This window comes from Microbacterium sp. LS_15, assembly GCF_041954735.1.
Taxonomy (GTDB): Bacteria; Actinomycetota; Actinomycetes; order Actinomycetales; family Microbacteriaceae; genus Microbacterium.
Map to the genome: position 1 here is coordinate 1 of NZ_JAVAYD010000013.1, position 20,944 is coordinate 20,944.

19 protein-coding genes are annotated in these 20,944 nt (G+C 72.6%); 7 read left to right on the plus strand and 12 right to left on the minus strand.

Annotated elements, in window-relative coordinates:
- Both deoD and RAC69_RS14075 read left to right on the plus strand, forming a co-directional pair.
- Positions 1–714, plus strand: coding sequence for a purine-nucleoside phosphorylase (deoD, locus tag RAC69_RS14070; protein ID WP_375087361.1), 714 nt, complete (start codon positions 1–3; stop codon positions 712–714).
- A gap of 99 nt (positions 715–813) precedes the next feature.
- A complete protein-coding gene (locus RAC69_RS14075; protein WP_375087362.1) occupies positions 814–3,321 on the plus strand; it encodes a DEAD/DEAH box helicase in 2,508 nt (835 codons plus the stop codon).
- Here RAC69_RS14075 and RAC69_RS14080 read toward each other — a convergent pair.
- From RAC69_RS14080 to amiA, 7 genes are all read right to left on the minus strand, one after another.
- Positions 3,293–4,972 (minus strand): ATP-binding cassette domain-containing protein, encoded by a 1,680-nt coding sequence (locus tag RAC69_RS14080; protein ID WP_375087363.1) that lies wholly within the window; start codon positions 4,970–4,972, stop codon positions 3,293–3,295. The genes RAC69_RS14075 and RAC69_RS14080 overlap by 29 nt on opposite strands.
- Positions 4,969–6,615, minus strand: coding sequence for an ATP-binding cassette domain-containing protein (locus RAC69_RS14085; protein ID WP_375087364.1), 1,647 nt, complete (start codon positions 6,613–6,615; stop codon positions 4,969–4,971). Before RAC69_RS14085 ends, RAC69_RS14080 begins: the two co-directional genes overlap by 4 nt.
- Positions 6,612–7,616 carry a hypothetical protein gene (locus RAC69_RS14090; protein ID WP_375087365.1) on the minus strand — a complete coding sequence of 335 codons (1,005 nt, stop codon included), beginning with the start codon at positions 7,614–7,616 and terminating at the stop codon, positions 6,612–6,614. Before RAC69_RS14090 ends, RAC69_RS14085 begins: the two co-directional genes overlap by 4 nt.
- Before the next feature lie 25 nt (positions 7,617–7,641).
- Complete coding sequence (locus RAC69_RS14095) at positions 7,642–9,021, minus strand: YcaO-like family protein (protein ID WP_375087366.1); 1,380 nt, start codon at positions 9,019–9,021, stop codon at positions 7,642–7,644.
- Positions 9,018–9,992: a CocE/NonD family hydrolase gene (locus RAC69_RS14100; protein WP_375087367.1), complete on the minus strand. Its 975-nt coding sequence runs from the start codon at positions 9,990–9,992 to the stop codon at positions 9,018–9,020. Before RAC69_RS14100 ends, RAC69_RS14095 begins: the two co-directional genes overlap by 4 nt.
- Positions 9,989–10,798 carry a hypothetical protein gene (locus tag RAC69_RS14105; RefSeq protein ID WP_375087368.1) on the minus strand — a complete coding sequence of 270 codons (810 nt, stop codon included), beginning with the start codon at positions 10,796–10,798 and terminating at the stop codon, positions 9,989–9,991. Before RAC69_RS14105 ends, RAC69_RS14100 begins: the two co-directional genes overlap by 4 nt.
- A 77-nt stretch (positions 10,799–10,875) precedes the next feature.
- Entirely contained in the window at positions 10,876–10,974 is a 99-nt protein-coding gene (gene amiA / locus RAC69_RS14110; protein ID WP_268768111.1) for a streptamidine family RiPP, read from the minus strand.
- Between the two features lie 110 nt (positions 10,975–11,084).
- Between amiA and RAC69_RS14115 the strand changes: the two genes are divergently transcribed.
- Genes RAC69_RS14115 through RAC69_RS14135 form a run of 5 tightly spaced genes read left to right on the plus strand, consistent with a single transcriptional unit; the run spans position 11,085 to position 16,902 of the window.
- Positions 11,085–12,290 carry a hypothetical protein gene (locus RAC69_RS14115; protein ID WP_375087369.1) on the plus strand — a complete coding sequence of 402 codons (1,206 nt, stop codon included), beginning with the start codon at positions 11,085–11,087 and terminating at the stop codon, positions 12,288–12,290.
- On the plus strand, positions 12,287–13,972 hold the full coding sequence (locus tag RAC69_RS14120) for a prolyl oligopeptidase family serine peptidase (protein ID WP_375087370.1): 1,686 nt from the start codon (positions 12,287–12,289) through the stop codon (positions 13,970–13,972). Before RAC69_RS14115 ends, RAC69_RS14120 begins: the two co-directional genes overlap by 4 nt.
- Positions 13,969–15,078: a FecCD family ABC transporter permease gene (locus tag RAC69_RS14125; RefSeq protein ID WP_375087371.1), complete on the plus strand. Its 1,110-nt coding sequence runs from the start codon at positions 13,969–13,971 to the stop codon at positions 15,076–15,078. The genes RAC69_RS14120 and RAC69_RS14125 overlap by 4 nt, the downstream gene beginning before the upstream one ends.
- The gene (locus RAC69_RS14130; protein WP_375087372.1) at positions 15,075–15,872 is read left to right on the plus strand and encodes an ABC transporter ATP-binding protein; all 798 of its coding nucleotides are present in this window, start codon (positions 15,075–15,077) and stop codon (positions 15,870–15,872) included. The genes RAC69_RS14125 and RAC69_RS14130 overlap by 4 nt, the downstream gene beginning before the upstream one ends.
- 10 nt (positions 15,873–15,882) lie before the next feature.
- A complete protein-coding gene (locus RAC69_RS14135) occupies positions 15,883–16,902 on the plus strand; it encodes an ABC transporter substrate-binding protein (RefSeq protein ID WP_375087373.1) in 1,020 nt (339 codons plus the stop codon).
- Positions 16,903–16,968: 66 nt separating this feature from the next.
- On the opposite strand, the gene RAC69_RS14140 is transcribed toward RAC69_RS14135, so the two are convergent.
- From RAC69_RS14140 to RAC69_RS14160, 5 genes are all read right to left on the minus strand, one after another.
- Entirely contained in the window at positions 16,969–17,124 is a 156-nt protein-coding gene (locus RAC69_RS14140; RefSeq protein WP_375087374.1) for a zinc transporter permease, read from the minus strand.
- A gap of 108 nt (positions 17,125–17,232) precedes the next feature.
- The gene (locus RAC69_RS14145) at positions 17,233–17,514 is read right to left on the minus strand and encodes an ArsR/SmtB family transcription factor (protein WP_375087375.1); all 282 of its coding nucleotides are present in this window, start codon (positions 17,512–17,514) and stop codon (positions 17,233–17,235) included.
- Between the two features lie 60 nt (positions 17,515–17,574).
- Positions 17,575–18,873 (minus strand): glycosyltransferase family 2 protein, encoded by a 1,299-nt coding sequence (locus RAC69_RS14150; RefSeq protein ID WP_375087376.1) that lies wholly within the window; start codon positions 18,871–18,873, stop codon positions 17,575–17,577.
- Complete coding sequence (locus tag RAC69_RS14155) at positions 18,870–19,841, minus strand: hypothetical protein (RefSeq protein WP_375087377.1); 972 nt, start codon at positions 19,839–19,841, stop codon at positions 18,870–18,872. The genes RAC69_RS14150 and RAC69_RS14155 overlap by 4 nt, the downstream gene beginning before the upstream one ends.
- Positions 19,838–20,767, minus strand: coding sequence for a WcbI family polysaccharide biosynthesis putative acetyltransferase (locus RAC69_RS14160; protein ID WP_375087378.1), 930 nt, complete (start codon positions 20,765–20,767; stop codon positions 19,838–19,840). The genes RAC69_RS14155 and RAC69_RS14160 overlap by 4 nt, the downstream gene beginning before the upstream one ends.
- Between the last annotated feature and the right edge of the window lie 177 nt (positions 20,768–20,944).

Sequence of the window (20,944 nt, forward strand, 5' to 3'; positions counted from 1 at the left end):
ATAAGGGGCGGCACCGCCGCAGAGCCCGGCCAGATCGCCCCCCTCGTCCTGTTCCCCGGCGACCCGCTCAGGGCGAAGTGGATCGCCGAGACGTTCCTCGAAGACGCCGAGCTCTACTCCGAGACCCGCGGGATGCTGGGATACACCGGCACCTGGGAGGGGCACCGCGTCTCGGTGCAGGGGTCGGGCATGGGGCAGCCGTCGATGGCGATCTACGCGAACGAGCTGTTCGACTCCTACGGGGTCGAGACGATCGTGCGCGTCGGCTCGTGCGGCGCCCTGACCGAGAAGCTCGCGGTGCGCGACATCGTCATCGCGAACGGCGCGTGCACCGACTCCGGCATCAACCGCGTGCGGTTCCACGGGCTCGACTACGCGCCCGTCGCCGACTTCGGTCTGCTGCGCGCGGCCGTCGAGGCGAGCGAGTCCGAGCCGATCGACTCCGCCGTGCACGTCGGCCTGCTCTTCTCGAGCGACCAGTTCTACAGCACCCGCCCCGAGCTCACCGAGCCGTTCGTGAAGCACGGCGTGCTCGGCGTCGAGATGGAGGCCGCCGGCCTGTACACGCTCGCCGCCTACTACGAGCGCCGCGCGCTGGCCATCTGCACGGTCTCCGATCACATCGTCACGGGCGAGGAGACCACCGCGCAGGAGCGCGAGCAGACGTTCGGCGACATGGTCCGCATCGCGCTGCGCGCCGCGACCGCGGTCTGAGGTCACGCCCTTTCGAATCGCTTGACTTGCAGATCTCCGGGCGTCGGAGCTGCAAGTCAAGCGATTCGAAAGCGGACGCGGGGATGAAAGGATCGAAGGATGCTCCTCGACCCGACGACCCTGGCTGACGGATCAGACGCGGATGCCGTCAACACGGCGTTCGTCGACTGGGTCGAGTCGACCGGCATCAGCCTCTACCCCGCGCAGGACGAGGCGCTGATCGAGATCGTGTCCGGCAACAACCTCATCCTCTCGACGCCCACCGGCACGGGGAAGTCGCTCGTGGCGGTCGGCGCCCACTACGCGGCCCTCGTCACCGGGCGCCGCTCGTACTACACGGCACCGATCAAAGCTCTCGTGAGCGAGAAGTTCTTCGCGCTCGTCGACGTGTTCGGCGCCGCGAACGTCGGGATGATCACGGGCGACTCGTCGGTGAACCCCGACGCCCCCATCATCTGCTGCACGGCCGAGATCCTCGCCAACCTCGCGTTGCGACAGGGACCGGATGCCGCGGTGCAGCAGGTCGTGATGGACGAGTTCCACTTCTACGCCGACCCCGACCGCGGCTGGGCGTGGCAGGTTCCGCTGCTCGAACTGCCGCAGGCGCAGTTCATCCTCATGTCGGCGACCCTCGGCGACGTCACGCAGCTCGCGTCCGACCTCACCCGGCGGACCGGCCGCGAGACGGCATCCGTCACGGGCGTCGAGCGCCCGGTGCCCCTGCACTTCTTCTACGAGGCGACGCCGATCCACGAGACGATCGACGACCTGCTGGGCACGGGGCAGGCGCCGGTCTACGTCGTGCACTTCTCGCAGGCGGCGGCCATGGAGCGCGCGCAGGCCCTGTCGAGCACCAAGGTCGCGACGCGCGAGCAGCGCGACGAGATCGCGGCGCTGATCGGCGGGTTCCGCTTCACCACGGCGTTCGGCAAGACGCTCTCGCGCTTCCTGCGTGCGGGGATCGGCGTGCACCACGCGGGGATGCTTCCGAAGTACCGCCGCCTCGTCGAGCAGCTCGCGCAGCGCGGCCTGCTGCGCGTGATCTGCGGCACCGACACCCTCGGCGTCGGCATCAACGTGCCGATCCGCACCGTGCTGCTCACGGCGCTGACGAAGTTCGACGGCACCAGGATGCGGCAGCTCAACGCGCGGGAGTTCCACCAGATCGCGGGGCGCGCAGGACGCGCGGGGTACGACACCGCCGGCACGGTCGTGGCACAGGCCCCCGAGCACGAGAGCGAGAACATCGCGGCGATCAAGAAGGCCGGCGACGACCCGAAGAAGAAGCGGAAGATCATCCGTAAGAAGGCTCCGGACGGGTTCGTGTCATGGGGCGAGCCGTCGTTCCGAAAGCTGATCGACGCGGAGCCGGAGACCCTGACCTCGCACATGCAGATCACGAGCGCCATGATGCTCAACGTGATCGCCCGCGGCGGCGACGTCTTCGCGAACATGCGCGCGCTGGTGTACGACAATCACGAGCCGCGCGCGCGGCAGCGCGAGCTGGCCCGACGCGCGATCGGGATCTTCCGCACGCTGCTCGAATCGGGCGTCGTGGAGCGCGCGCCCGACGGCGCCATCCGCCTCACGGTCGACCTGCAGCCCAACTTCGCGCTCAACCAGCCGCTGTCGCCGTTCGCGCTCGCCGCGTTCGAGCTGCTCGACCCGGATCCGTCCGCCGGCACGGGCACGGGCTCGTACGCGCTCGACATGATCTCGATCGTCGAGGCCACGCTCGACGACCCGCGCGCCGTGCTCGGGCAGCAGGAGTTCCTCGCGCGCGGCGAAGCCGTTGCGGCGATGAAGCGCGAGGGCATCGAGTACGACGAGCGCATGGAGCTGCTCGAAGAGGTGACGTATCCGAAGCCGCTCGACGAGCTCCTGACGGCGGCCTTCGAGACGTACAGCGCGGCGCAGCCGTGGATCCGCGATTTCGAACTGCATCCGAAGTCCGTCGTCCGCGACATGTACGAGCGGGCCATGTCGTTCGGCGAGTACGTCGCCCACTACAAGATCGCCCGCTCCGAGGGCGTCGTGCTGCGCTACCTGTCCGATGCGTACCGTGCAGCGTCGCAGACCATCCCCGAGGAGCTCAAGGACGAGGATCTGCGCGACCTCATCGAGTGGCTGGGAGAGCTCGTTCGCCAGGTCGACTCGAGCCTGTTGGACGAGTGGGAGGAGCTCGTGGCCGGCGTCCCGCAGGACCACGACGACGAGCCCATCGTGCCGCCGGCGCCCAAGCGCCTCACCGCGAACGTCCGCGCCTTCCGCATCCTGGTGCGCAACGAGCTGTTCCGTCGAGTGCAGCTCGCGGCCCGCGAGGATGTCGCGGCGCTCGCGGAACTCGACCCGTCGTTCGGCGCCGATGCCTGGTCGCACGCGCTCGACGGGTACTTCGCCGACCACGACGAGATCCTCACCGGCGCGAACGCTCGCAGCTCCCAACTGCTCCTCCTCACCGAGGGCGCGACGGAGTGGACCGTCCGTCAGATCATCGATGATCCGGCCGCCGACCACGACTGGGGCATCTCGGCGACCGTCGACCTCGCCGCCTCCGACGAGGAGGGCGCCGCCGTCGTCACCGTGACGGCGGTCGATCGGCTCTAGCAGCGCTGCGAGACCCATCAACGCGGAGGACCCGGTCGAGCCGATCGAGCGTCTCCCGCCGATGCGAGGCCACGACGACGGTCGCCTCGACCTCGACGAGCACCTGGGAGATCACCCGCTCCGTCGCCGGGTCGAGGCTCGCCGTGATCTCGTCCACGAGGAGGATCCGCGGTCTCCGGCACAGGGCCCTGGCGAGCGCCAGCCGGGCCCGTTGCCCCCCGGAGAGGCGGGCGCCGTGCTCGCCGATCTCGTCGTCGAGAGTGATCCACTCGCGCGCGCCGACGATCTCGAGCGCCCGTTCGAGCTCCTCGTCACCCCGGAGCGCGGAGCCGCGCCGCAGGTTGTCGCGGACGCTGCCATGGAACAGCCGGGCGTCCTGTTCGACCACCGCGACCGTGCGGCGGAGCTCGGCATCCGGAACTCGGTCCAGGCGATAACCGCGCCCCTCGTCGTCGACCAGTTCCACGACCCCCGCCGACGGATCCCAGAGGCGCGCGGCGAGCGCGATGACGGTGCTCTTGCCCGCACCGGACGCCCCGGCGAGGCCCACGTGCTCGCCCGGGGCGACCTCGGCCGACCATCCCTGCAGCACCCGGGTGCGGTCGTCGTACGAGAAGTCCACATCGCGCAGGCGCAGCCCGAGCGGCCCGTCCGGCAGCGGCACCGGGTCGGTGACGGGGGCGACCACGGGTGCGCGGCGGAGTCCGGCGTCCACCCTGGCCGCACTCGCGACCAGCGGATGCAGTTCCGACAGCGTGTGCGCGGCGTCGGCGATCGCCGCGACCCCGGCGACGGCGAGCGCGACCACGGCGGGGAGCAGGGAGGCGGTGCGACTGTCGCCGACCCCGTCGTTCACGAGGGTCGCGGCGATGACGCCGATCACCACGCCGGTCAGGGTGAGTTCGCGCGTGCCGTCGACGACGCGGGCGACCAGTTCGCGACGATGGGCCGTCACGGCCGACCGGCGGGTGCCGGCCGCTGCTTCGTCGATCACCCGCCGCTGCAGACCGTAGGAGAGCACCTCGCGGAGGGCCCCGAGGGCGTCGACCAGACGCTCGGACTGCTCCTCGCGCTCCGCCTGCTCGTCCGCGCCGATACGACGGGAGGGGCCCGCACCGAGCCAGGCCGTGAGTCCGACGAGCGCCGCGCCGGCGACCATCACGAGCGCGGCGGGGGGCATGAGCGCGAGTGCCGCACCGAGCGCCGCGAGGAACAGCGTCAGTGAGGCGCCGATCTGAGCCAGGGTGTGCGCGTAGAAGAACTCGAGCTTCTCGATGTCGGTCATCGCGACGGCCGCCGCCCGGCCGGAGTGCTCGCGGCGGCGACCGGGAACGCTGCGCGCGTACGCGTCGAACAGTGCGACCCGCAGTCGGGCGAGCACGCGGTAGGCGAGCGCGTGCGAGACGTCCATCTCGCGCCAGGTGAGCAGCGTGCGCAGCAGCACGAGGAGCACCATCGCGAGCCACCACGGCGCCGACGGCACCGCGCCGTGCACCACGGCGCCGCCGACCCCGAGCGCCGCGAGCACGGCGATCGCCGACAGCGCGAGCAGGCTGGTCGTCGACAGCGCGAACGTGCCGAGGATGCCGCGCCACTCGGGACGCAGCGGCGGGACGAGTCGGGCGAGCACGCGCACCGTGCCGCCGGTCACGACGACACCTCCACGAGTGCGCCCCCGTTGAGCGCATGCACACGGGTCACGCGGCGAAGCGCTTCGGGACGGTGGCTGATCATCAGCACGATCCGGTCGGCCGCCACTCGTGCGAGGGTCTCGGCGACCACCTCGGCGCTGCGGTCGTCGAGAGCGCTCGTCGGCTCGTCGACCAGGAGCACGGGACGCCGCGCCAGCAGCGCGCGGGCGAGCGCGAGCCGCTGCCGCTGCCCTCCCGACAGGCTCGCTCCGGCCTCGGCGACCGGGGCGTCGAAGCCGCCGGGGAGCGCGAGGATCTCGTCGAGCACGCCGGCCGCGGCGCAGGCCTCCACCAGCTCGCGCTCACCGGCGCCGAACAGGTCGATGTTCTCGCGCACGGTCGCGGAGAACAGCACCGGACGCTGCGAGACCACGGCGATGTCGGCGACGCTCAGCGGACGGCCGTCGAGCGCGATCGTCCCGCTCGCCGGCGGCAGGAAGCCGAGGATCAGGTCGAACAGCGTCGACTTCCCCGCTCCCGACGGTCCCACGATCGCCTGAACCGCTCCGCGCGTCGCCCGGAGGTCGACGCCGTCGATCACCGCACGCTCGGCACCCGGATACCTGTACGAGAGTCCGGAGATCACGAGCTCGGATCCGGCGGGTGCGGGCCGCCGCGCGGCATCCAGCGGGGAGCTGACGTCGCCAGCGGGAGCCGTGGCGAAAGCACCGAGAGCGCGCAGCCCCGGCACCGCCGTGAGACCGAGGAAGCCCGCGTGCCAGTGCCGGGAGAGCTCGCGCACCGGACGGAACACCTCCGACGACAGCAGCAGCAGCACGTACACCTCGACGGTCGTGGCGCGCCCCGAGAGCACGTCGACGATCGCGACGGCCGCGGCGACGACCACTCCGGCCTGCACGGCGAAGTCCGTGATGGCCGTCTCGGCGAGCGACGAGCGCATGACCCGCTCGGTCGCGCGACGCAGCGCCTCCGACCGCGTCTGCAGTCGCTCTCGGGTGCCCGGCACGTCACCGAGGGTGCGCAATGTCGACATGCCGCGCAGCGATTCGAGCATGTCGCCGCTCAGCTCCTCGTAGCTGTCCCAGTGCGAGAAGCCGCGGCGCGACAGCATCCGCTTCCAGACCAGGGGCCCGAGCACCGCGAGCAGCACCGCGAGGGCGAGGAAGGAGGCGACCACCGGCGACACGAGGGCGAGCAGCACAACGACTGCGGCGCTGCCGACGACGAGCTGCACGACCGCCGGGATGTACTTCGCGACGTAGGCCTCGGTGCCGTCGATGCCGTCGCCGAGAGCGAGCCTGGTCGACCCGTCGCGCAGCGTCGCATCGTGCAGACGCCCCGGAACGAGCACCGCCGCCACGGCCCGCGTGCGCAGACCCTCGCGCACGCGCCCGCCGAGACGCGTCGAGGCGTCGCCCTGCGCGAGGCCCAGGAGCAGCCGGACCACGCCGATCCCGAGGATCGCGCCGAGTCCGGCGAGCGCTCGTCCGCCGTCGCCGTGCACGAACGCCGCCAGCGCTGTGGCGAGGGCGAGGGCCTGCAGCACATGCGTGGTGAAGACGAGGAGCTGGAGGGAGATGCCGGCGGAGAGGATACGCGGGTGACGCGCGGCCTCCCGCCAGAGCTCGGGCACGATCATCATGGGCGGTCTCCGGGGACGTCGAGGAAGGCGAGAGCATGGAAGGTCCAGCGGTCGGCGGCGGCGGGGAAGCCGGACACCGCGCGGCTGCGCAGGCCCTGCAGTGCCGCGGCGTAGGTGAGGCGGGCGGCGGCGAGGTGCCCGCGCCAGAGCGCGGCGGCCATCTCGGCGGGCGGGGCGGTGACCGGCGCCGACCACGAACGGATCGACGCGGCCCCGCGCACCCACCCCTGGCCGGAGGCGCGTGCTATCCGCTCGACGCGGGAGGCCGGGCGACGGCGCACCTCGCCCGAGAGGAACTGCTGCGGCGACGGCGACCGGCGCCGGGCGAGAGCATGCACGGCGTCGGGTCGCAGCGTCGGCCGCTCCGGGATCTCGACCGCGACGAGGGGGATCTCGGGGGCGAGTCCCCGATCCGTCCAGCGCTGCGCGTCGGCACCCGCAGGCACCCCGAGCAGCGCGCGCAGTGCCGCGGAGGGGCCGTGGGTCACGGCATCCGCTCGACCGTCGAGAACGAACTCCGCGGCGGCGAGAGCGTAGGCGGTGTCGGCGATCCACAGCGGCCAGGCCCGGTGCCGGTAGCGTCCGAACGAGCGGCCGGGCTGCACCGCGAACACCAGCCGCGTCGCCGTGGTCGGCGTCTCGAGGCCCCACCCCGCCGCTCGTTCCGCAGCGGGGTCGCGGCGTCGGGCGACACCGTGCTCGTGGTCGAACACCCAGCGCTCGCGGTCCACGACCAGATGCGTCTGCACCGGATAGCAGCCTCCGGCCGAGGGCACGGGACGACGACGGATGCCGGTCGCTGCGCCATCCGCCGCGCGATGGAAGTCGCCCGGACGCCACAGCGCATCCAGCAGTGCGCGCAGCGCAGGGTCGAGCACGCTCGCCTCTGCTCCCGCCCTCCGCCAGTCGTTCACGCGGGGTCCGGGAGGACGCGGGGCACCGGGATGCTCGGGCGTGAGCGCGCGTGCGAGCGGATCGCCGAGATCCGCTCGCTCGCTCATCCGTCGAGGAGTCATGGTCGTCCGTTCACATGTGCGGCGCAGGCAGGAGCGTGACATCGTCGGGGCCGCCCGTCCACGTCGTGCGCCATCCCCGCTGCGCGGCGGCCTCGCGGAACCGCGGCATCCCGAGATACGAGAACGCGGCCGGCGCGTTGGGAACCAGGCCCGTGACGATCGTGCGCACCACCCGCAGCCGGGTGCGGCGCACATCGGAGGTCGTGAGGTCGCGCGTGAGCACCCGGTGACCACCGCGGCGGAGACGTCGGTGCACCTCGGCCATCGTCACGGCTGGCACGGCGCTCAGAGGCCGCACGCCCAGCACCGGGTCGGTGAACCGGCGAGCCTCGCTGTGCACCGCGGGGTCGAGCCACACCTGCACATGCGCCCCCAGGTCGATCACGTTCTGGCAGTGCGGACCGGCCGCCACGAGGTAGTCGGCGTCCGGGCGGAAGTCGAGCATGAGCCCCTTCGCCATGACCCCGGCCTCGACCGCGCGGAACACCCAGCCGTCGGCAGCCGTGCATCCCTGCGTGTAGATCCAGGTGTGCACGGCTTCGAGCACGGCCTTGCGCGCGGCCTTCGCCGGATCCAGCGCGACCGAGAATCCCGCGGCGTAGAGTCCGCGCTCCTCGTCGTGCACGAGCGCGGCGATCGCGGGCGCGAACTCCGTCGGCATGGCGACGAGATGCACACGCAGGCTGCTGCCGCGCAGGTCGTCGAGCAGGCCGGGCACGGTGGCCGGGTCGATGCCGAACGTCGGGCCGTCGAGGTGCCACCACACCTCGAGAGCGTCGCGTTCGATCACCTCGAGCACGCCCCGGTCGCGGGCGTCGTGGTGGCCGGCGCCGGTCGCGATGCCGGCGTAGTTCAGGTGGTGCGTGCGCGGCAGGTCGCGGAAGCGGGACTGGCGCCAGTTGAGGTGCACGAGGGCGTCGGGCAGCCAGACCCCGAGGTCCTGCTCGTCGCGGCACAGCGCCCACAGCGTGCGGGTGTCTGCATCGAGCCGGCGGTAGGCGAAGTCCGGGCGTGCGAGCTGCCAATCGGCGAAGCGCGGCAGCGCGTCGAGGTCGATCAGGTGCTCCCCGTCGGCCTGCAGCTCTGCGGCGCTCGCGATGCGGAGGTCGTCGGGCGCGAGGTGCTCGGGCAGCCAGTTGCCGCAGTAGCGCTCCACTCCCTCGCCCACCGCCGCGATCCATGCCTGGTCCACGTCGCCGAACGATGTGCCGAGCGACACCCGGTCGGCGGGCCACTCGCCCAGGGCCCTGGCATCCGAGACCGACGCGGTGAGCGCGAGGTAGCGGTGCGGGGCTCCGGGCGGATGCGGCACCTCGCGCACCGAACGGATGATGCCGGTCTCGGTGTCGACGAGCGCCTCCACGGGCAATGTCGTGTCGTGCGGGGTCATGCTGTCCTCTCGTGCTGCCAGCGGCCGGTGAGCGGGTCGAACGCCGACCGAGAGCGGTGCCCCGCCGGGACGCGGTGACGCACCGTGTCGACGCCCGAGGGCAGCCCGGCGTGCGCGAGCCAGGCGTCGAGCACACCGCCGATCCCTCCGGAGTCGCGCAGCCGCGCGCGCACCTCGTCGTCGGCGATGTCGGCCCCGAGCCGGTGCCCCCAGGGTCCGTCGACCAGGTGCACGTCGCCGCTCCACGAGGCCGCGAGGCGTCCGGCGTCGTCGTGGAAGAAGTCGTCGTCGCCGCGCACGAGCAGCAGCGGTGCGTCGATCGCGCCGTAGGCACGCGGGAGGTCGAGCGGCGGCGCCGCCCACAACCGTCGCCATCCGGCGAGCACGGTCGGGGCCCAGCCCCACTCCTCTGCCGCACGATGCACGCCGACCTCGGCGGCATGTGCGACCCTGCCGACCAGCTGCTCCTCCGTGAGCGGCGTGTGCGACCGCGGACCACGGCCGTGCTGGTGCCACCACCCGATCCGGTGGTAGAGCTGCGGCCTGCCGTCGGCATCCCACGCGGTCTCGGAGAGCCCCAGCGCCGGCACCATCAGCACGAGCGCCTCGACCTCGATCTCGCGCGCGGCCTCGAGGGCGGCGTGCGCGTCGTACGATCCACCCGAGAGCACGAGAGGGAGTCCCCGGCTCTCCGCGCGGATCGCCTCGACGACCGCGCGCCCATCGTCGCGTTCGGCGAGATACGGATTCCACTCGCCATCGGACGCGTGGCGCCCGCGTACGTCCTGCACGAGGCAGCGATAGCCGCGGCGCGCCCATGACCTCGCCGTGTCCCCCTGCCGCCAGGCGCCGTACGGGGTGCGCAGCACGACGACGCCGCGTGGCACGGCCGGCTCCCAGATCCAGCCGCGCAGGGCGATGCCGTCGTCGGCGAGGCACACATGCGGGCGGGCATCGCGCGGCGGGGTCATCGGCGCGCCCTCGGGTGCGCGGCGGGGTAGGCGAGCACGGGATGCTCGGTCACCCGGCCCAGCGCGGGCACGAGCTTCCACAGCGTGGTGCGAAGATCGGCGAGGGCCGGGGCATCCTGCGCCCAGGCGAGGGTCATCGTGAGCACGCGCGCGGTCACGAGGGCGACGGTCGGGGCGTCCAGCGGATGCTCGGATGCGGGGCCGTGGCCGTGCCACGCCTCGACGGCGCCCGGTGCGGTGCTCGCTGCGACCCGACGCCTCGACACGTGCGTCGCGGTGGCGTCTGCCGGATCGAGCGCGAGCGGGTCGACGAGCACGCATTCCCCCTCGCGGTACACACGCAGGCGAGCGGCGCCAGGCGCGGGGAGATCGTCGAGCACGGCGCGGTCGTGACGCTCGTCGGCGCCGTCGGCGACCGAGACGAGCAGGGCGGTGTCGTCCAGGACGGCGGGCTCATCCAGTGCCGCGGCCGAGGCCGCCCTGGTCACACGCGCACCCCAGTCCTCCAGCGCGCGGGCGATCTCCTCCGCGAGCACCCCCGTACCCACCACCCCGACGTGCCGGCGGGCGGCGGGCCAGCGGCGCTCGTCGTCGCGGCGCTCCCGCTCCTGCACCTCGAAGACCAGGCGGCGGAGGTAGCCGGATGGAGCGGTGTCGGCGGCGAGTTCGTCGTGCAGCGTCGCGGGCGGGGAGTCGAGTGCGACGTGGTGGCCGGTGCGGAGACGGAGCAGCGGCGGTGCGCCGTCGACCGCGACGACGTGGGCGCCGGTGGACGGCAGGGGGCTGATGCGGGGGGCGCGATTCATTCGGGTCTTTCCGGTGGTCCCGGCCGGGCGTGGAACGCCCGGCCGGGGAGGTCGCGCCGCAGGACGCGACCTCGGTGTCACTCGAAGGGGTTCTCGACGAGCGCGTTCGAGTGGGTCGCCGACAGATGTGCCAGCTGCTCGGTCTCTTCGATCTCGGACAGGATCTGCTTGTCCATTTCCTTCTCCTTCTCTCTGCGTCCGCCTCGCGGGTGCGAGGCGGGGTTCACGATGTGAACACGACCGACTTTAATGAGAATGATTCTCAATATCTACTAGGATCGTCGACATGATCCTCTCGATCCCCCTCCTCGCCGCTGACCACCGGGCCGGAACCGTGTTCGCGATCACCCCCGGCTCTCGGCGTGTCGCCGCCCCGCACGCCTGGCTCGCCGAGCATGCCGGCGCGCTGCGGCTCCCCACCGGAGACCACGGCGACTGGGCCTTCGCCGACGACCGGGGCGGCGCGCTGGTCGTCGCCGGGCGCGAGGGGATTCGACGGATCCCGATCGCGATCCCCGCCGAGCACCTCGCCGCCGCCCCCGACGGCCGCCACATCGTCGTCACCCCGGGGCTGGGCGAGAACGCGGAGGCGTGGAACGACGTCGTCACCGTCGTCGACCTCGCCGACGACTCCTCCGTGCGCTTCCGCACCCGCGTCGGCGAGCCCGGCGTCGTCGTCGTGCCCGATCGCGTCACCGGAGAGCCGACGATCGTGCTGCGCCACCGCGAGCCCGGCGCGATCGAGGCCGTGCGGCTCACCGACGCGCTCTCCCTCGGCGCACACGTTCCCGTGCTGCGCGGAACGCTGTGCGACGACCTCGCCGACGACGGTCACGGCGACGTCGTCGATCACGGATCCGGCGTCCTCGCCGTCGCCACCGGTCGCGGCCTCGAGCGGTTCGCGGTCGACGACGGCGTGCCCGTCGCGCTCGGCGTGCTCCCCTGGCCCGTCGAGGGCCGAGCCTTCTTCCTGCGCCGCGCCGCCGACACGGGGCATGCGACCGGCGTGCTCCGCGGCGGGTCCGCCGACCCCTCGCGCTGGCCCGAGTGGACGAACGCGTTCGCCGAGATCGACCTGCACACCGGCGCCTCCCGCAGTGTGCCGCTGCCGCCGGGCCTCGTGTTCCGCTTCGCGCTCGCCGCCGGCATCGCCGCCGCGGCCGTGATCCACCCCGACGGCGACGCGCTCGTCGTCGTCGACCGCGACCGGGCGCGGGTCGCGCGCACCGTGCCGCTGCCGCCGCTGACCTCGCCACCGCAGCCCGGACGGATGCCGTGGGATGCGGTGGACGGACGCCCGGCCCAACGACGCGCCGTGGCGATCGACCCCGCCACGGGCGTCATCGCCGTGACGGCCGGCGGCGACGCCGCGATCCACCTGATCGACGGCGACCGTGTCGAGACGATCGAGATGCCGACGCCCATGGACGAGGGCGGGCACCTGCTGTGGCCGGGGGGATCCGGCGCGTTCACGGATCCGGTGGGCCGATGAGCGCGCTCCGCTCCTCGCTCGACGCCGCACTCGCCCGGCACGAACGCCACGGCCGGCCCGGTCTGCCGGTGCGCGGATTCGCGCTCGACCGAGCCCCGGGGCGTCCGCTACCCGGCATCCGCCACACCTCCGGACGCCGCGTCCTCGACCCCGACGCGCACCTGCATCGGATCTCGCCCTCGCCCGACGGCACCCGCATCGCCGTGGAGTGGGCCGACACCGCCGACGAGGACGCCGTGCTCGGCATCGTCGACGTCGCCTCCGGCGCTGTGGCGCTGCACCCCGGCATCCGTCTCCGCTACGACGAGGTGCTGTGGGGCGACGATTCCCGCAGCCTCGAGGTCGTGTCGAGTCGCGACGACCTGATCGTCGCACTCGATGTCGACTGCGGCGAGTGGACGGCGACGCCCACCGAGCCGGCCGCGCGTACGCGACTGTTCCCCGGCGGCGCTCGCGGACTGCTCGCGCAGACCAGGAGCGGGAGCGGAAGCGGAACGACGCTGCGCGACCGCGCCACCGGATCTCTGCTCGGACGATGGGCCGCGCTGCACCGCGCACTGCCCAACGGCTCCGGCGTGGTCGCGTGGCACAGGGACGGCCTCGACGTGGTCGACCCGGCCGGCGCCGTACGGTGGACGCTGCGAGACGACGCCCTGAAGATCACCGACGTCGCCGTGCTCGACGACCGCGTCGTGGTGCTCGGGGTCAGGGACGGACGCACGGTCGTCGACGTGATCGATGCCACACGCACCCGGCCGGTCGCCGTCCCGTCCGGAGTCACCGTCACGGGGCTGGCGGTGGACGACGGCATCCTGCACCTCGCCGTGGAGGGCCCGCTCGTCCCGCCGCGCGTCGTCACCGGAGCGGATGCCGGAGCCGATGCCCTCCCCGGCACCACGACGCGCGTCGAGCTGCGCGCCACCGACGGCGAGACCCTCACGGTCGACCTCACCGTCCCCGCGGCCGGCGACGGACCATGGCCGACGCTGTTGACGTGCTATGGCGGGTTCGGCGTGCCGCACCTGCCCGTGTTCGAGCCGACCGTCCCCGCGTGGATCGAGCACGGCGGAGCCTACGCGACGGCGCAGATCCGCGGCGGCGGTGAGCGCGGCGACGCGTGGCGCGCCGCCGGGCGCGGGGCCCGCAAGCAGCAGGCCGTCGACGACCTCGCCGACATCGCACGCGGGCTCGTCGAGCTCGGCCTCACGCGCCACGACCTGCTCGTGCTCGTGGGCGCCTCCCTCGGAGGCGTCGTGGCAGCGAGCTGTGCGTTCCAGCATCCGGAGGTGTGCGCGGGCGTCGTGACCACGGCGGCCCCGCTCGACCTCCTCGCCCTCGCGCAGCACCCGCTCGGCTTTCGCTGGCGCGACGAGTTCGGCGACGACGGCACGGTCGACGCGCAGGCACGTCTCCGTCGGCTCTCGCCGCTCGCCCTCGCCGAGGCCGCGACAGATGCCGCCGAGCTCCCCGCGTTCCTCGGAATCGTCCTCGGCGCCGACACGCGAGTGCGCGCCGACGACACACGACGCACGGTCGAGGCCGTGCAGCGCGGCGGCGGCTCGGCGCGCCTGTGGACGGCGTCCGAGGCGGGTCACGGCGGGAATGCCCTGGGGGATCTGCACGACCTCGGGCTCGCGGTGCTGGACTTCGCAGCCGAGCTGACGATGGGGGCGTCCCGATGAGCGCGACGGCGCAGCGCGCGACCCGCACGCACTCGGCTCCTCCCCGCGCACCGCGCGGACGGCGGATGCTGCCGCTCGGCGCGACCGTGGCCGGCAGCACCGTGCTCATCGTCGTGACCGTGGTGCTGTCGGGGGCGATCGGCCCGGTCCCGGTGCCGCCGCTCGACGCCGCGAAGATCGTGCTCGGCCACCTGCTGCCCGGTATGCCGTGGATGACGGACGGTTCGCTCACGCCGCTGCAGGATCAGGCCGTCTGGCAGTTCCGCCTGCCGCGCGCCCTCCTCGCGGGACTCGCGGGCGCCGGCCTCGCTCTCGCAGGGGCCACGATGCAGGCCGTCGTGCGCAACCCGCTCGCCGAGCCGTACATCCTCGGCGTCTCCTCCGGTGCGAGCGTCGGCGCGGTGCTGGTGATCGTGTCGGGAGGCGCCGCGTTCCTCGGGCTCACGATGAGCGGCGCGGCGTTCGCGGGGGCGGTGGGCTCCTGCATCCTCGTGGCCCTGCTTGCTCGCGCTCGCGGTGAGCTGTCCCCGACCCGCATGATCCTCGCGGGAGTCGCGCTCGGGTCCCTGCTGAGCGCGGTCACCAGCTACCTCACGCTCACGACCGACGCACAGAATGTGGTGAGCGTCATGTTCTTCCTCCTCGGCAGCGTGTCGGCGGCCACCATGCCGTCTCTCGCGATCCCCGCACTGGCCCTGGTGATCGCGCTGATCGCGGTCGCCGGGCTCTCCCGGTCGATGAACGCGCTGCTCGCGGGCGACGAATCGGCCGTCGCGGTCGGCGTGCGCACCACCCGGGTGCGCGCCCTGCTTCTCGTGGTCGCGTCGCTGCTCACCGGAGTGATCGTCGCGGTGAGCGGCGGCATCGGGTTCGTCGGACTCGTCGTCCCGCACGTCGCGCGACTGCTCGTGGGATCCGACCATCGGCGGATGCTGCCGGTCGCCGTACTCGGCGGCGCGCTGTTCCTCATGGTCGCCGACCTTCTCGCGCGCACTGTCGCGGCGCCGACCGAGATCCCCCTCGGCATCCTCACCGCCTTCGTGGGCGCCCCGTTCTTCCTGTGGCTCATGCGCCGCGGTGGCGAGCGGGCGGGGTTCGACCGATGAGCGTGGTGTTCGACGCGGTGAGCGTGGAACTCGGCGGGCGCCGGGTGCTGCACGGCATCGACCTCGAGGTCGGCGAGGGGCGCATCCTCGGACTGCTGGGCCCCAACGGCAGCGGCAAATCGACCCTCCTGCGCACCCTGTTCACGGGCCGACGTCCACACGCGGGCCGGGTCACGATCGACGGCGCCGACGTCGCGACGCTGCCGCCGCGCACGCTCGCACGCACCGTCGCCGTCATGCTGCAGGATGCGCCGTCGGAGTTCGACCTCACGGTGCGCGAGACCGTCATGGTCGGGCGTTCGCCGCATCGACCGCCGTTCAGCCGCGACAGCGCCGACGACCACCGCATCGTCACCGAAGCGCTGCGCACGGCCGACGTGCTCGACCTCGAGCACAGACTCGTACGTCGCCTCTCCGGAGGGCAGCGGCAGCGGGTCATGCTCGCGCGCGCGCTGGCGCAGCAGGGGTCGATCCTCGTGCTCGACGAACCGACCAATCACCTCGACATCGCTCACCAGCTCGACCTCATGCGCGTGGTCAGCGGCCTCGGCACCACCGTGATCGCGGCTCTGCACGACCTCAACATCGCCGCCGCGTTCTGCGACGAGGTGGTCGTGCTCGACGAGGGGCGCCTGGTGGCCGCCGGGCCACCGGACGCCGTGCTCACGCCCGCGCTCGTCGCCGAGGTGTTCCACGTGACCGCGCGGGTCGCGACCGAAGCAGGCACGGGCGCCCGCGTCCTCGCCTTCCACCCCCGTCCACCACACGGATCACCGGGATCCGACCCGGTATAAGGAGAACCGAATGACACAGCATCCCACCCGCCCCCTGCGCCTGATCGTGGCCGCCGCCGGAAGCCTCGGGCTGCTCGCGCTGACCGCGTGCGGCACCGCGGTCGCCCCCGCCGGTGACGCCGCGTCGGCGGGAGACGCCCTGACGATCGAGAACTGCGGTGCCACGGTGACGATCCCCGACGTCCCGACCGCCGCGGTCGGCTTGCACCCCTCGCAGACCGAGCTGCTGCTGCGCCTCGGACTCGCCGACTCCCTCGTCGGCCAGGCCCAGGCCACCGTCGAGGAGCTGCCGGACGACGTCGCCGGTCTCGCGGCGGACGTGCCGGTGATCGGCGGCGCGACGCCGCCGAGCCGCGAGGACCTCCTCGCCGTGCACCCCGACTTCGTCTACGCGCCGACCACCTACGAGTTCACGGCCGAGCAGGGCTTCGCGAGCATCGAGCAGTTGAGCGAGGCCGGGGTCGCGGCCTACACGGCGACGGGCGGATGCTTCGACCGACGCATGTCGGGCACGGTCGACGACCTGTTCGTCGACCTCGAGAACCTCGGCGAGATCTTCCACGTGCAGGATGAGGCAGATCAGCTGATCGCCGACTCGAAGGCGCAGCTCGAGTCGGTGCACGCGGCGATCGAGGGGCTCGAGAAGCCGCGCGTCGCGCAGATCTACGTCGACGGCACGACACTGAGCGGCATCGGCGCGGGCGTGGAGTACGACATCCTCCGCCACGCGGGCGCCGACACCGTCTTCACGCCGGAGGACCCTGCCTTCGCGGACTTCTTCGCGGCGGAGATCACACCGGAGTCGCTGGCGGCCGAGGCGCCGGACGCGCTCGTGTTCGCCGTGACGGATGCCGAGCACGAGAAGGCGACGCGGGCCTACCTCGCGGCGACGTTCCCCGACATGCCCGCGGTGCGCGACGATCGCCTGATCGCCGTGTCGAGCTCGGACATGTTCCCCGGCACGCTGGGCAACGTCTCGGTCGTGCGACGGATCGCCGAGGGGCTCTACCCCGACGCGACCTTCGAGTGAGACGACGCTGCCGGGCTCCCCGACCAGGGGAGTCCGGCAGCGATCGCTCGTGACTGCGCCGGGCGTTCAGTGCTCGTCGTAGTGGCCGTCGTGCAGCGCGTGCTTGTGACCGTCGTGCACGTAGTCGACATGGTCGTCGTGCGCCACGGCCTCATGCCCGCAGGAGGTGCCGTGCTCGTGGTCGGCGACGGTGTGCTCGGCGTGGATGTCAGCAGTGCTCATGGTGGTCTCCTTCTCCGGATGAGCCGCGGGGTCCCCCGGGGCTTCGAGGTCCGAGTCGACCATATACATAAACACATTGCAATATATTTTTGCAATTGCGAGTGATTATCATCCCTCGGAGGCGTGCTTGACCGCGTCGTCGACGATACGGGTGACGTGCTGGTCCGACACCGAGTAGTGGGCCTCGCGACCCGACCGCTCGACTGCCACGAGCCCGGCAGCCCGCAGCGACCGCAGGTGCTGTGAGACGAGGGGCTGCGAGAGCCCGCTCGCCTCGACCATCCGCGTGACGGACAGCGGGCCGTCGGCGAGGATGCGGAGGAGTGTCAGGCGCGATTCGGAGGACAGGGCCTTGAACAGCTCAGCAGCCGCCCGCAGTTCCTCATGCATGACCCCATATAAGCAGACCGCGATACATCGCGGCCGCCGCACCGCCCCGACGGCGGACCGTCAGCAGAAGGACTCGACGCCACCCCATCCGCCGACCCAGGCCTCGACCCGCGGATCGGCTCGCAGCGCGTGGATGCCCTCGGCCGGCATCCGCACGCTCTCGAAGCCGTGCTCCGTTCCCCAGCGCGCTGCGCGGTGCGTGGCGCGGCGGGAATGCAGCGACCCGAGCGACGAGCCGTCCTCGGTGACGAGCTCGACCGAGCCAACGCGCCCCGCGCCGAGGCCGTGCACCAGGTCCTGGATCCACGCGGCATCGAGCACGACGACCGGGCGAGGCATCTCCCAGACGACGCGGGCGTCGATGTCTCCCGACGCCACGGCCACGCGGGGATCCTCGGCCAGCTCCGCCGGCACGTCGTCCACGAACAGCCTCGCTCGAGGGAACGCGGCGAACAGCGAGTCCGCGGCGACGAACAGGGCTGCCGTCGAATGCTCCCCGCGCAGTCGCGCGACGAGGTCCGCCGATCCCGACCACAGCGCGCGCGGCGACGAGCCGGGCACCGGGATCGACGACTGCAGCCGCAGGGTCTGCGCGTTGGCGCGGTCCATCCCCGACCCGTCACGGTCGGCCCATTCGGGGCCGTCGTGCCATGCCACCGCATCCGGCACATGCGCGAGCACCGCGCCCGCCTGCCACATGCGGTGCGCCCACTCCCAGTCCTCGCCGCCGTAGGACGTGAACGTCTCGTCGAACCCGCCGACCTCGTCGAACAGACGCCGTGAGCAGCCCATGACCGCACCGATCACGAACCGGTACGAGCGATCGTCGGCGTCGAGGAGGCCTCGGCTGCGCGCATACTCCTCCGCCAACCAGGCGGGTTCCGCCAACTCGCGGCCGACGGCGGCCTCGACGACGGGCGCTTCCGGGGCGATGCCCGTGAAGTCGGCGTGACGACGACGCCCGACCACGACCGCCTCGGGCAGTAGAGCCGGCAGCCGCGTGAGCGCCCGCACATATCCCGGCTCCGGCGACGTGTCGGCGTCGAGGAAGCACAGCACGTCCCCGCTGCTGGCGCGGACGCCGAGATTGCGTACGGCGGCGAGGCGGAATCCGCGATCCTCCTGCCGCACGAGGACCACGCCCTCCGGCACCTCGACCTCACCGGGCGAGCCGTCGTCGGCCACGACGATCTCGAGCAGCTCCCGCGGATAGTCCTGCGCGGCGAGCGCATGCAGCGTGCGGGCGAGCTCGCCGGGCTGGTCGTAGTGCGAGACGATGACCGACACGGGCGGCAGCGGGTCCGGCACGACGCCGTCGACCGCATCCCACGCATTGCCGACGGCCCACGGCGTCGTCATGAGCCCTGTCCGTCCCACAGGCGCAGGTAGGCGTCAGCGGCATCCGCCCGCGAGTGCGGCAGGCGCGCGAGTCCGTGCCAGGTCGTGTCGGGGTCGGCCGCCGCCACACGCAGCGCACGGGAGAGCTGCGCCTCGTCGACCGTCGTCAGCGTTCCCGGTCGCAGGGCCGCCATCTCGTCGATGTAGCGGTTGCGCACCGCGACGGGGCGGCGGCCCCAGCCGACCCAGGAGGCCAGAGATCCGGATGCCGAGATGTGCCGGTGCGCGATCACCGGCACCGTCACGGCGCGTCCGCGTCGCGCGATCTCGTCGTCGTCGAGCCACCCCGTGACGTCGACCGCGACGCCGAGGTCGGCGGCGCGGCGGACGAACGTCTCGAGCTCGCCGGCATGGCCGTCGGACGCACGCCCGAGCACGGTCAGCGTGCGGATACCGGCCGCCGCTGCGGCATCCGCCGCCTCGTCGTGCCCCTTGCCGGGGTAGAAGTACCCGAGGACGCCGACCGATCCGTCCGCAGCAGCCCGTCCGGCATCCGTCGCGAGCTCGACCGGCAACGGGATGGCGGCAGAGGGCCCCGTCCACACGTCCTCCTCGCGCAGCAGCGCCCGCTCGTGCTCGCTGTTCACGACCACGGCCTGCGCGGCAGCCGCGACGAGCCCGTACGCGGCGCGACGTCGGTGGCGGTTCTGCTCGCCGTCGGACTCCTGCGGCACGTCGTGCAGGGTGACGCTCAGGCGCAGCCGGGTCGCGAGGTCGGCGAAGGTCCGCGAGGCATCCTCGGGGGTGTCGCCCCAGAGCCGGTCGGTGAAGTGCGCGTGCACGGCGGCGCCGTCTGGCACGTGCGCGAGGTCGGCCGGATCGACCGTCTGCACGTCGGCGAGGCCGCCGATCGCAGACGCCATGTCGCGGGCGTAGACCGCGACGCCGTGCTCGCCGGGGTGGACGAGCAGCAGGGGCGCGCGGGTCACGCCGCACGCCAGATCGCGAGCAGCGGCGCGAGGCGCTCGATCGCCGCGTCGACGAACTCGGGGTGGGCGGCGTACCAGGCGGTGTGCGCCTCGCGCACCTCCTCGTCGTCGACCGTCTCCCCCTCGACGATCCACTCCGCGCGCGGCTCATCGGGCAGGTCCCATGCCTCGACGACCTCGGGGGCGAGCGGAGCCCGCACGGCGTCGAGCAGCGGTCGACCAGGGTCGACGGGCCCGTCGGTGTCGCCCAGCGCGTCGAGCACCCGCGCTCCGAGCGGGAGCCAGATGGCGTTGCCCGGGTGGTTCACCGTGCGCGCGTGATCGGCGGTGACCGCGTCGAACAGATCGGACACCCGCACGCCCGCAGTCGACTCGCGGGTGCGGAGGACCTCGACCGAGGAGCGGCCGATCGCGCGCACGGCCTCCGGTGAGATCGACACCGACACCGGCAGACCGGCCGCCGCCGCGAGGGTGCGGATGTCGTGATACGCCACCACGGGCGGCTCCTCCTCGACTCCGGGGACGCGGATCGCCGCCTGGAACGGATGCAGACCGGCGAACCGGACCGGTGGCACCGTGAGCACTCTCGCCGACGTGGCTGCGGCGACCTGCCGCGTGCCGAGCGGGAGGTCGTGATAGTCGTCGCGCACGGGCTGGGTGACCACGGTGTGCGCAGCGGGGACGAGCTCGTGCAGACGCCGCGCGTCCTCTTCCGTCATCTCGTGCACCGGCGGGACGCGGACGAACCGTCGCTCGGGAGAGTCCATCACGAGCCGCAGCGATTCGGCCTGACAGTTGCCCAGCACGACGCCGAAACTCTCGGGAAGCGGGGCGAGGCCGTAGAACTCCCCGTAGTGCTTACGGCGTCCTAGCACCGCCGACCCGGCGGGCGCAACGGTCGTGACGTCAGGGGCAGAGAGGTTCATGATTCGAACGTATACCTCTCCCTTTCCCTCCCTGACCCCGTTGCATTTCGGCGCTTCCGCCCCCGCGATTGTGAACTCACAGCGCTCAGTCATGCAAGGAAGACTCCCATCGTCACAGTCTCCGGACCCATTCGGGTCACCTCCATCCCGTCCTCTCACCCCTACATCCACGCGATC